Source organism: Vibrio sp. 10N.261.52.C2 (assembly GCF_041471425.1).
GTDB classification, from domain to species: domain Bacteria; phylum Pseudomonadota; class Gammaproteobacteria; order Enterobacterales; family Vibrionaceae; genus Vibrio; species Vibrio crassostreae_C.
On record NZ_JBFROH010000010.1, the window covers coordinates 119,852 to 131,669 of the forward strand.

Here is an 11,818-nt window from a genome sequence, read left to right on the forward strand (position 1 = left end):
AGGCGCAATTAACGGTACTGGTTCAGCCAACCAAGGCCTTCTGTCGTTGTCGTTTTCGGTTTATATTCGCAGCCAACCCAGCCCTGATAGCCAAGCTCATCAAGGTAGTTAAGTACGAATGGATAATTGATTTCTCCGGTACCCGGCTCGTGTCGACCAGGGTTATCAGCCAGCTGCACATGAGCGATTTGACCGATGTTCTGCTGCATGGTCGGCGTAAGATCGCCTTCCATAATCTGCATGTGATAAATATCGTATTGGATAGAAAGGTTATCGCTCCCTACCTCTTTGATGATCGCTTTGGCTTGCTCAGTCGTGTTCAAGAAGAAGCCCGGAATATCACGGGTATTGATCGCCTCTATCACTAAGCTAATGCCTTCTGCTGCTAGCGCGTTCGCCGCGTAATGCAGGTTAATCACAAACGCCGATTGCGCATCTTGTTGGGTCACACCTTGCGGAACAATCCCGGCCAAGCAATTCACTTGAGCACAGCCGAGCGATTTTGCGTAAGCGATGGCTTTAGGTACACCCGCTTGAAACTCTTCAACTCTTGCTGGGTCTACCGCGATACCGCGGTCGCCAGCGTCCCAATCACCCGCAGGCAAGTTAAATAGCACTTGCTCTAGGTTATTAGCCTCGAGCTTTTGTTTAATCTCATCCGCATCAAAGGCATATGGGAAAAGGTATTCCACACCTTGAAAGCCCGCTTCTGCGGCAGCTTCAAAGCGGTCCATAAAATCAACTTCCGTGAATAACATTGACAAGTTTGCTGCAAATTTTGCCATGACTCTGTCCTTATTCTTTATTTGGTGAAACTATGACTGTTTAGTGAAGCAACGGTTATTTGATGGAGCTACGGTTGCTTAGTAAGGCTCCGATTTCTTGGAGACTTTCCGTAGAGCTAAACCTCAGCTCTACGTATACACATGACTTAATGATTACTTGTACGCTAACGCTGTTGGGGCATCGCCGCGGCTTTCGGCAAGTGGCTCAAATTCGTTGATGGCATTGATCTCTACGCCCATCGCAATGTTGGTTACTCGCTCAAGAATCAGCTCAACGACCACTGGCACCTTGTGCTTGTTCATCAGCTCTTTGGCTTGCTCAAACGCTGCCGCAATTTGCTCTGGTTCACGAACTCGAATCGCCTTACAACCTAAGCCTTCAACAACGGCTACATGGTCAACACCGTAGCCTTCAAGCTCTGGCGCATTCTGGTTATCGAACGCCAGTTGTACACAGTAATCGATATCAAATTGACGTTGCGCTTGGCGAATCAAGCCTAAATACGAGTTGTTCACCAACACATGAATGTATGGCAGATTGAATTGCGCGCCGACTGCCAGTTCTTCAATCATGAATTGGAAATCGTAATCTCCAGAGATAGCGACAATATCGCGATTTGGATCGGCTGCTCGTACACCTAATGCGGCTGGTGTTGTCCAACCCAATGGGCCAGCTTGACCACAGTTGATCCAATTACGCGGCTTATAAACATGTAGGAACTGAGCGGCAGCAATTTGCGACAAACCAATGGTGCTCACATAACAAGTGTCACGACCAAATGCCTTGTTCATCTCTTCATAAACACGCATCGGTTTCATTGGCGCTTCATCGAAATTGGTTTTACGCAGCATGGTCGACTTGCGTTCCTGACACTCACTTGCCCATGCATTTCGGTTCGGCAGTTTGCCAGCGTCACGCCACTCTTGTGCCACTTCAACCATTAGCTCTAGCGCTGCCTTGGCATCAGAGACTATGCCTAAATCTGGGCAGAACACGCGGCCAATTTGCGTCGGTTCAATGTCGACGTGTACGAACTTGCGGCCTTCGGTATAAACATCGACAGAACCGGTATGACGGTTAGCCCAGCGGTTACCAACACCGAACACAAAATCAGAATTAAGCATGGTTTCATTGCCATAACGGTGAGAAGTTTGTAGCCCTACCATACCCGCCATTAGCTCATGATCATCTGGGATTGAGCCCCATCCCATCAAGGTTGGAATCACTGGTACACCTGTGATTTCAGCAAACTGCTGCAACAGTTCAGATGCGCCTGCGTTGATCACACCACCACCGGATACAATCAAAGGTTTCTCCGATTGAGACATCATGGTTAATGCTTTCTCAACCTGAGCGCGGGTTGCTTGTGGCTTGTAAGGTTCAAGTGGCTCATAAGTATCAATATCGAACTCAATCTCAGCCAGCTGCACATCTAAAGGCAGGTCGATCAGCACTGGGCCGGAACGTCCAGAACGCATCAAATGAAAGGCTTTTTGAAATGCGCGTGGTACTTGAGCAGGTTCCAGCACCGTGGTTGCCCACTTAGTGACTGGCTTGGCAATCGATTCGATGTCGACCGCTTGAAAGTCTTCTTTGTGAAGGCGAGCACGCGGAGCCTGACCTGTAATACATAGGATTGGGATTGAATCTGCAGACGCCGAATAAAGCCCCGTGATCATGTCCGTTCCCGCAGGGCCAGAGGTACCAATACACACACCGATATTGTCTTGATTGGTACGCGTGTACCCTTCGGCCATATGCGATGCACCCTCTACATGTCGAGCTAAGACGTGGTCGATTCCTCCAAGCTTTTTCATAGCCGCATACATAGGGTTAATTGCTGCGCCGGGAACACCAAATGCGATGTCTACACCTTCACGTTTAAGCACTTCTACCGCTGCTTCAATCGCTTTCATAATTGCCATTCGAACCTCCAATTCAGATTGTATACAATTAAATCAACTTTTGTGTACTATGAACCATCCTCGCTATTTATCAACCCCAGAATGAAACAATTTTGTTACATCAACCCATCACATTAAGTACGTACTCATCCTGAAAAGCTTACAATTCATTGCTTTATATAAAATATCTTTACGTAAAAATAAATTACAAAAAGATCAAATGATAAATAAATGTTAAATACCGTTTGCTTGTTTACAATTTCTACAATATAAATATCCTTAAAAAGAGCATTTTGTATACAAAATGACATCGTATTGTTTAAAGGAGACAACAATGATGAATGACGTAAAAGAGAGAGAAGAAGTGCAGTGTATGCAGGTACTCGGGAATATGGATAACTCCGAGTACAAAGAGATCTTGTCTAAAGATGCATTAAAATTCTTAGAAGCTCTCGTCAATAAGTTTGGAGATCGCCGTCATGCCCTGCTAAGTGACCGCGACACAAAACAAGCTCAATATGACGAGGGAGAGCTACCCAATTTCAGAAAAGACACCGTTTCCATTCGTCAGAATAAAGAGTGGAAGGTAGCAACACCGCCACCAGAGCTGCTTGATCGCCGCGTAGAAATCACCGGTCCTATCGAGAGAAAGATGGTGATCAACGCGCTAAACTCAGGCGCGAAAGTCTTCATGTGTTGTTTTGAAGATGCGTCTTCCCCGACTTGGGCCAATATGGTCGAAGGGCAAATCAACCTAAGAGACGCCAACCTTGGCACCATTAGCTACTTCGATGAGAAGAAGCAGAAGCGTTACCAATTAAACGACGATCCTGCACTGCTGATCGCACGCCCACGAGGGATCCACCTTCCTGAGCAATCCATCCAATTCAACAATCAGCCTATCGGCGGTTGCTTGATGGACTTCGCCTTGTACTTTTTCCATAACTATCAATCACGAGCACAACAAGGTTTAGGGGTTTACTACTACATTCCCAAGCTTGAGAGCATGGAAGAAGCACAGTGGTGGGACGATATTTTCAGCTTCACCGAAAACTATTTCCACGTACCCAAAGGCACCATTCGTGCGACGGTTTTGATTGAGACGCTTCCAGCCGTATTCCAAATGGAAGAGATCTTGTACGCAATGCGTGATCATATCGTGGCAATGAACTGTGGCCGTTGGGATTACATCTTCAGCTACATCAAAACGCTGAAAAACCATAAAGACCGCATCCTGCCCGACCGCCACGGGATCGGCATGGATCAAGAGTTTCTAAATGCCTATAGCCAACTGTTGGTGCGTACTTGTCATGCTCGCGGCGCACTGGCGATGGGTGGTATGTCGGCCTTTATTCCAGCGAAAGATCCGCAAGAAATGGCGCGTGTAACCGCCAAGGTTATCGAAGATAAGCAAAGAGAATCTCAGAACGGACACGACGGCACATGGGTCGCGCACCCTGCACTGGTTGATTTGGCAATGTCGATCTTTGATAAGCACTTAGATGGCAAAGTAAACCAAATGGATTTTCAAAGCCCGGAGCATGTGATCAATGCAGACTCGTTGCTAAAACCTTGTGAAGGCAGCCGCGACGAAGCCGGCGTGCGCAAGAATATCCGTATTGCGCTGTATTACATCGAAGCTTGGATTCAAGGCTACGGCTGTGTACCTATCTACGGCCTTATGGAAGATGCCGCCACCGCAGAGATCTCAAGAGCCAATATTTGGCAATGGATCCACCACGGCGTCACGCTTGATGACGGCCAAACCTTTACCAAACAATTGTTCCACTCTTGGCTTTACCAGGAGTTAGACACGATAAAACATGAAGTCGGTGACTCGCGCTATGCAGCAGGTCGATTTGAAGAGACAGCTGATCTTTTCTATCAACTTTCTACAGCCGAAGAGTTCGCTGCCTTCCTAACTTTACCCAGCTATGGGCTATTACAAGAGTCCAGTTAGGACTCTTGTACCGAGCTGAATCAGTCAATGATATTCACAACAAGCGTAATGGTTGGCTGGCTGAGCTTGGTACGTATGCCCCTTGAAAAACTAGGAGATAACATGGGAAGTTTGACTCTACAACAAGCGTTAACCATCATCGATGGAACCTTAAAAGCAGGAAACAAAATCCACACAGAACCTTTGACGGTCGCCGTCTTAGACAGCGGTGGCAAGCTGATTTCTCTGCAACGTCAAGACGGCTCTAGCATGATGCGACCAGACATCGCGATCGCTAAAGCGTGGGGGGCACTCGCACTGGGTTGTTCCTCTAGAAAACTCGCCCAAGATGCTGACAACCGACCAGCATTTATCTCCGCCGTAAACGTGCTCGCGCACGGAAACATGGTGCCAGTTCCAGGGGGGCTACTGATTCGAGATAAGGATAAAACGGTACTTGGTGCGATTGGGGTCAGCGGTGACATCTCAGACATCGACGAAAGTTGCGCCATCAACGGCATTGGTTGTGCAGAACTGTTCAGTGACGAGATGCTGCAAGCTTAACTCGCCAATTCGCTGTACTTGAAGTTCTTAAACAAGCACAAAAAAACCGAAGCGATTAAGCTTCGGTTTTTTATTGAATCTAAAGGAAGATCAGAAAAACTACTCGTACGCGCTCAACCATGTTTTCAGAAGTTGGTTAGTATTTTTCTTCTGGCTCGCAGACAGAGATTTCACAAGCTTCTTCTGCGTTTCAACATGCTCAGTCATCATTTGGTCAATAAGAATAAGACCATCTTTTGTTAACTGAACACTCACGCTGCGTCTGTCTTCTTTGCTGTGTTCACGACTGATCAGCCCTTTGGCTTCTAGCTTATCAAGGCGATTGGTCATCGCGCCAGATGTCAGCATCATGGATCCAATCAATTCAGATGGCGTCAGTCGGTAAGGCTTCCCAGAACGTCGCAACGTCGCCAGCACATCAAACTCCCCCAGCTTCATGTCGTATTTCTTATGAAGCTCGGCAACTTGCGTCTCCATATACTTGGCAATACGCATAATCCGACCCATCATTGCCATAGGCTCAGTTTCTAGTTCGGGCTTTTCCTTTGCCCATTGCTCTACTACGCGGTCGATAGCATCCATTTGCAATCTCGCTCCGTTGTTAGTCTGATTACTTCAAACTAGTTTAACATAAAGATACTTTACAACCACTAGTTCTCAGTATACAGTTCACACAATAGTTATCTTAACGTAAAGATATTTCAGATGAACATATTATTAGCAATGATCCCCGCGTTCTTTTGGGGAACAACCTATGCAGTGACGCAATTTACGCTACAGGAGTGGCCACCATTATTATTGGGTGCTTTGCGTGCGTTACCTGCTGGTTTGTTATTGCTAGCAGTAAAACCAACACTGCCTAAAAAAGGCGAGTGGCAAATCATTTTCACACTGGGCCTTATCAATATCGCGACTTTCTTTGGCTTGATCTTCGTGATGGCGCTAACGCTGCCTTCGGCAATCTCTGGCGTGGGTATGATCTCTGTGCCAGTGTTCGCGATGATCTTCCACTGGGTAGTGAAAAAACAGCGCCCGCATCTGATTCAAGCCCTTTCGGGTATTGGCTTGATCACCTTAGCGTGGATACTGTTTAACCCAAGCCAAATTGCTCTGAACCCAATCGGTTTAGGCGCAATGTTTGCCGCAATAATGTGTATTGTCATCGGCAGCAGCATTACCAAGTCACTGGGTAACCGCATGCACTGGTGGAAGGTATTAACATGGCAACTGATTCTGGGCGGTACGATTTTGTCTGTCGCGTCTGGCGTTCATGCATTCATCGATCCGCAGCCTTATATTAATGCCGTGACTCATTTCGATACTCGTAATGCTATGGGACTCGTATGGGTGATTGGCCTAAACACAGCGCTGGGTTACGGCATGTATGTGTGGTTGCTACAGCGTATGTCGGTGGTTGATTTCACCTTCGGTGGAATCGCAAACCCAGTGGCTGGCATCGTGACAGGCATGGTGTTAATGGGTGAATCATTCACTGCAGTACAATACTCACTAATGACCGGCATGATAGTGATGTCACTGCTACCACAACTTATCCTTGCGGTAAGACAACCCAAACAAGTTAAGCCTGTTACGCAGTAGACGCAGCCTCTTAAACGTATTGCTCAAAAACGCGCCTCATTAAGGGCGCGTTTTTTGTTGCTACGCTAACAGCAATAACCCAACAGCCATACTCGTTGAGTTGACCATTCCTTAAGTTAAATTAAACCTCACAAAGAACAATGACTTTACTTTAACTATCTAAAGCGAATTTATTTTCTATAAAATAATCATACTAGAGATTTAATTTCCACAAAAAACTCAAATTAGAGATAAAAAGACAAAACTTTTCTCCGACTACCTTTCTATACTGTGCCACGTCATTAAGGCGCTACAAGCCTATGATTTAAAATAATTATTAATGAGTAGTCACCATGAATTCGAAGTCGCTAACTATTTTGCTTTTTGTCTCTGTTTGCTTAATTTGGGGAACCACTTGGTTCGCGATGGAAGTAGCATTGCATTCTATCCCACCTATTTTTGCTACTGCGTTGCGCTTTTTACTTGCAGCACCTCTGCTTGCAGTATTGGCGAAAGTCTTCAACCAACCACTGCTGTTCCCTAAAGGTAAGCGCCAATGGCTGCTTATTGTTGCGTTGATGTATTTCGCGATTCCGTTTACGTTGATGATCTATGGCGAGCAATACATCTCTTCAGGTTTAGCGTCGATCATCTTCGCCAACATGCCTGTGGCTGTGATGTTGATGTCTGGCTTATTCTTAGGTCTACGACTAGCGAAGCACCAGATATTCGGGTTGGTCGCTGCTGTTGTGAGCCTATGTCTAATCCTTGGTAATGAAATGCAGATGGGTGGCGATGACTACCTAATTGGCACGGTTTGCTTAGGCCTTGCTGTTGCGATTCACGCAGTGATGTATGTGCTGGTTCAAAAGCACTGCAAAGGTATTGAAGTACTGACCTACAACGCCGTACCAAGCTTAATTGCAGCTCTATTCTTATTTGCTGTATCAGCTATAGGTGAAAACGTGAATATTGAATCTTTCACTTGGGATTCAATCTCTGCTGTGGTTTACCTAGGCTTTGTGGCGAGTGTTGGCGGCATTGTTGCTTACTTTAAATTAGGTCAGGTTTCGACACCTTTCCAAGCATCTATCTGCTTCCTAATTTTCCCTGTGGTTGCACTACTGATCTCTTGTTACATCAATGGTGAGGTTCTATCTGAACAGTCACTTGTAATGATGATTCCTCTACTTTGCGGCATCCTGCTAACCAAAGCACCAAAGGGAATCTTCAAGCTGCGTACCGAATTAAAAACCGTAAGAAACTGATCCGCGTGAAACCTATTTTGCGGATTAGATATACATATCCCACATAAACAAAAAGCTCCAATATCACTATTGGAGCTTTTTGCTTATTTCATAATATCGAGACCAACATTAACGCCAGCTAAACATTCGCACTTCATTACCTTCTTCAGGTGTCTTAGGAATGTTTAAAGACAACGCCAAAGAAACCGCCGCCATCGCAGCACCAATATAGAAAACCGTTGCAGGAGAAGACAACCAAATCACACCAAACACCACTGGAATAACGACCGCTGCAATATGATTGATGGTGAAAGAGACACCAGCAGTTGATGCCATGTCTGCCGGGTCTGCGATTTTCTGGAAGTAAGTTTTGATCGCCAGCGCCAATGCAAAGAACAGGTGATCGATCACGTAAAGTGCCGCCGCCCATTCCGCGCTTTGCACCAAACCATAACCGACAAACACACCAATCAAGCCAACATACTCGAAGATCAACGCTTTACGCTCGCCAACCACACCGATAAATCGACCAATGCGCTTCGCAAACAAGAAGTTAAATAGGTAATTAACCAAGAACAACAATGTGACGTCGGCAGCCGAGTAACCAAACTTCTCTACCATCAAGAAGCCTGCAAACACAGTGAAGATTTGTCTTCTCGCACCGCTCATAAACGTTAGCGCGTAGTAGAGCCAGTAACGCTTCCGCAGTACCAACTTCTTATTCTGTGGCGTCTTGGTTTGAAACTCAGGGAAGCCAAAGGTCATCACCAAAACCAGAATAAAACCAATACCGCCAGTAATACCGTACACCCAAGCAAAGTCGAGCTTCAGCTGTTCTAGCATCACCCAGATAGATCCGTAAGTGATTAAGGATGCCAGTGCGCCGACTGAGATCATCTTACCTAGCATCTCTGGCGCTTCTTCTTTACTCAACCATTGCAGTGACAAAGACTGCTTCAGCGTTTCAAAATAGTGAAAGCCCGTCGACATTAAAATGGTAGTCAGCAACAATCCAGTGAGTGAGGGGAACAGACCCGTAATCGCGGTGCCTACAGTGAGCATCGCCAGCGATATCAACATGAAGCGTTGCTCACGAATGAATGCCAACACAAACACTACGGTAAACGCTAAGAAACCCGGGATCTCACGCACACTTTGCAGCAAGCCAATATCCGCACCATCAAAGTTCGCCTTCTCAATCACGAAGTTATTAAGCAGAGCCATCCAGCTCGAAAACGCGATCGGTACAACAATCGAAATCAGTAATAAAAAGTTTTGCGGCGTTTTCCAGCTCGCGGTTCTATCGAACATTGACGGACTCCTGTTCGTCTAATTGAGTGAGCACTCGTAAGGTCAACTGCTCAGTATAAGGGTTAATCTTCCAATGCTCTGGGCTCCAGCCTTTTACGAAACGTTGGAAATCGGCCCACGCCACGTAAAACATTGGTCGCCATGCTGCTTCTACCTCATCAAATGAAAGGTGTGGCTGATAGTACGCCAATGCCTCTTTCAAGTAGTGGAAGTAAGCATCTAGTACTTCTGATTCAAGCTCTGCGCAATCTTGTGGCCTAATCGCGCTGCTCATGAACAAGGCGACGTCTTTCATCGCACAGCCGTAACCCACATATTGGAAATCGACCGCAGCCGCGCGTTCGCTTTTCGAATCAAAGCAAAAATTGGCGAGCTTAGCATCACCATGGACTAAGGTTTGATATGGACATTCTTTTAATAAACGGTCGATGTGCTTGGCTTGGTTCTTCAATGGTAAATCAGCCAAGGCATTGAGTTCATCAGGGCGTGTATCTAGATGCCAATAAGTACCGACTTGCCACAATGATGACAACTGCTCTTGATTGATATTGATGTGCTTTGCGTGAAAGTTAGCAAGCCATTTAAGGCAAGCATTACGTTGTTTTTGCTCTTCTCGTGTGTAACTAGATACCTGATAGTCAGAAGCTGCAAGTACATCAAACTGAGAGGTTAACGGAAAACCTATATCCGCTAAGTCTTGCATCACTATCAGCCACTCATTCTCTTCTAGTTCACATTGCAGCCCAACAGGTACAGGGCAGCGCTCGTCCCATTGTTGGGTGAATGACTGATACCAAGCTGTTTCCACTTGGTAAGAGTGTACCTTTCGTTGGTGAGAGAGTTTGGTATTCCAACCCTTTGGGTGTTCAGCTTTATCTGGCAACGCGACATGTTTAACAATCGCACTCTTGAGTTCCGCACTGCTTTCTTGAGAAAAGACTAAGCGAACTAACTCGCCATATCCACCCCATAGGCGTTGAATCACTTGGACATCAAACCCTTCATGACAACCCAGCGAGGTCGCTATTTTTTGATAAAGCTCATTTTGATAAAACTCTTGTTGATAAAGCTCTGGCTGATTTTGACTTGAACCCGCTTCAGGTTGAGCTCGATTATTCGACGATATTGATTGAGACATATTACTCGTTGTTATGCTTTATCGGATAGAAGGTGTGACCACTGTGGCTGCCTATTCATGTAGTGAACCACATAGCTACAAACCGGCACAATTTTGAAGCCCGCTTGTTCAATTTCAGGCAATACCGATTCCATCATCACCTTCCCAAAGCCCTTGCCTTGCAGTTCATCAGGAATGCGTGTCGACGTGATATGTAGTACATCTCCGCCCTTTTGATACTTAACGACCGCGAACTGGTTGGGTTCTAACTCTACCGTGATCTGGTTCACTTCTTGATCCCATTTTACTGCCTGCATTCTCAACTCCTGCAAATAATTGATACGACAAACAATAAAAGTTTGAAGTATGAGTTCCTTGTAATAGACTAGCGCAAGTGCATATAAATAAAACTAAGTACTTACAAACACAGCAAATAATTCAGTGCAATCGGCTTAATATAAAATCAGCAATGATAAAAGGCACTCTATAAATCTATGTGAGTACGTCCACTAAATCTAGCACGTAATAACCCCTTGTTAGCAAGTTACCAATATAACTAACAGACGCATGTTGGCGCATGGAGAACATATAATGAACGCACCCCTGAAGAAGCCTTTGGAGCATAATCAGGCACTTCAAGACCCTCGTAATCGCACCGTTTCCACTATCAATAGCACTGATGCACTGGCCATGATTGAGCACGGCAGTGAGCTGACATTAAATGTCTCGACTCCCGTTGGCACGAAGTTTCTCGCCACCACCAGGTTTATCGGAACGCACAGTGATAACTGTATTGTGGTTGAGGTTCCCGAGGTATCCAATGAAGATCTGAACTTTTTCTTTCAAGAAGGTTTTTGGATGACCGCTCGTGCGTATTCTCTACGAGGTGAAGGCGCGCTTATCCACTTTAGAAGCCAAATTCACCATAAGATTGGTGAACCCTTCCCTATTCTTGTACTTTCAACACCAAGCACGATGCAAGTGACTCAGCTGCGTAAAGAAACACGCTATGAAGTGAATCTGGCTTCAAGAATCATATTCAACGACCAGCGAGCAAACTGTGAGATAAGAGACTTATCGAAAAGTGGTTGTCGTTTCGTTACCTCACCAACCTCTCGTGCGATTCAGATTGCCGATCGCGTGTCTATTGAGATAACCCCTGAGAACTACAACGGACCACTGATTCCTCCATTGCGAGGCATCGTCTGCAATCTACAGAAATCGACACACTACGCTCGATACGGTGTCGAATTTGATGATATTGGCAGAGCTAACGCCAAACACTTATTGGCAAAACTGAAGTTCGATGGCACCAAGCTATGCTTGCGAAACGGTTAACACCATTTAACACGCAACTTTCACCGAATACCGT

The 11,818-nt window shown here is 45.8% G+C and carries 11 protein-coding genes; 5 read left to right on the forward strand and 6 right to left on the reverse strand.

Annotated features, from left to right (window positions below; genetic code table 11):
* Positions 1-8: 8 nt before the first annotated feature.
* Together hyi and gcl are read right to left on the reverse strand one after the other, a co-directional pair.
* Complete coding sequence (hyi, locus tag AB4307_RS03515; protein ID WP_372131129.1) at positions 9-785, reverse strand: hydroxypyruvate isomerase; 777 nt, start codon at positions 783-785, stop codon at positions 9-11.
* 153 nt (positions 786-938) lie between these two features.
* Positions 939-2,711, reverse strand: coding sequence for a glyoxylate carboligase (gcl, locus tag AB4307_RS03520; protein WP_372131131.1), 1,773 nt, complete (start codon positions 2,709-2,711; stop codon positions 939-941).
* Between the two features lie 313 nt (positions 2,712-3,024).
* On the opposite strand from gcl, the gene aceB reads away from it, so the two are divergent.
* Positions 3,025-4,650: a malate synthase A gene (aceB, locus tag AB4307_RS03525; protein WP_229647901.1), complete on the forward strand. Its 1,626-nt coding sequence runs from the start codon at positions 3,025-3,027 to the stop codon at positions 4,648-4,650.
* 102 nt (positions 4,651-4,752) lie between these two features.
* Complete coding sequence (locus tag AB4307_RS03530; RefSeq protein ID WP_008220964.1) at positions 4,753-5,193, forward strand: GlcG/HbpS family heme-binding protein; 441 nt, start codon at positions 4,753-4,755, stop codon at positions 5,191-5,193.
* Between the two features lie 99 nt (positions 5,194-5,292).
* Here the strand turns inward: AB4307_RS03530 and AB4307_RS03535 are convergent, their stop codons facing one another.
* Positions 5,293-5,775 (reverse strand): MarR family winged helix-turn-helix transcriptional regulator, encoded by a 483-nt coding sequence (locus tag AB4307_RS03535; protein WP_010432677.1) that lies wholly within the window; start codon positions 5,773-5,775, stop codon positions 5,293-5,295.
* Between the two features lie 123 nt (positions 5,776-5,898).
* Between AB4307_RS03535 and AB4307_RS03540 the strand changes: the two genes are divergently transcribed.
* Positions 5,899-6,792, forward strand: coding sequence for a DMT family transporter (locus tag AB4307_RS03540; protein WP_372090570.1), 894 nt, complete (start codon positions 5,899-5,901; stop codon positions 6,790-6,792).
* A 332-nt stretch (positions 6,793-7,124) separates the two neighbouring features.
* Positions 7,125-8,039 carry a DMT family transporter gene (locus tag AB4307_RS03545; protein WP_372131133.1) on the forward strand — a complete coding sequence of 305 codons (915 nt, stop codon included), beginning with the start codon at positions 7,125-7,127 and terminating at the stop codon, positions 8,037-8,039.
* A 108-nt stretch (positions 8,040-8,147) separates the two neighbouring features.
* Here the strand turns inward: AB4307_RS03545 and AB4307_RS03550 are convergent, their stop codons facing one another.
* The 3 genes from AB4307_RS03550 to AB4307_RS03560 are packed head-to-tail and all read right to left on the reverse strand — an operon-like array spanning position 8,148 to position 10,763.
* Positions 8,148-9,329, reverse strand: a complete 1,182-nt coding sequence (locus AB4307_RS03550; RefSeq protein WP_050620146.1) for an MFS transporter — start codon at positions 9,327-9,329, stop codon at positions 8,148-8,150.
* The gene (locus AB4307_RS03555; RefSeq protein WP_372131135.1) at positions 9,319-10,467 is read right to left on the reverse strand and encodes a phosphotransferase; all 1,149 of its coding nucleotides are present in this window, start codon (positions 10,465-10,467) and stop codon (positions 9,319-9,321) included. Before AB4307_RS03555 ends, AB4307_RS03550 begins: the two co-directional genes overlap by 11 nt.
* Before the next feature lie 11 nt (positions 10,468-10,478).
* A complete protein-coding gene (locus AB4307_RS03560; protein ID WP_372131137.1) occupies positions 10,479-10,763 on the reverse strand; it encodes a GNAT family N-acetyltransferase in 285 nt (94 codons plus the stop codon).
* A gap of 274 nt (positions 10,764-11,037) precedes the next feature.
* Here AB4307_RS03560 and AB4307_RS03565 point away from each other — a divergent pair, with 274 nt between their 5' ends.
* Positions 11,038-11,784: a flagellar brake protein gene (locus AB4307_RS03565; RefSeq protein ID WP_017067648.1), complete on the forward strand. Its 747-nt coding sequence runs from the start codon at positions 11,038-11,040 to the stop codon at positions 11,782-11,784.
* Positions 11,785-11,818 lie beyond the last annotated feature (34 nt).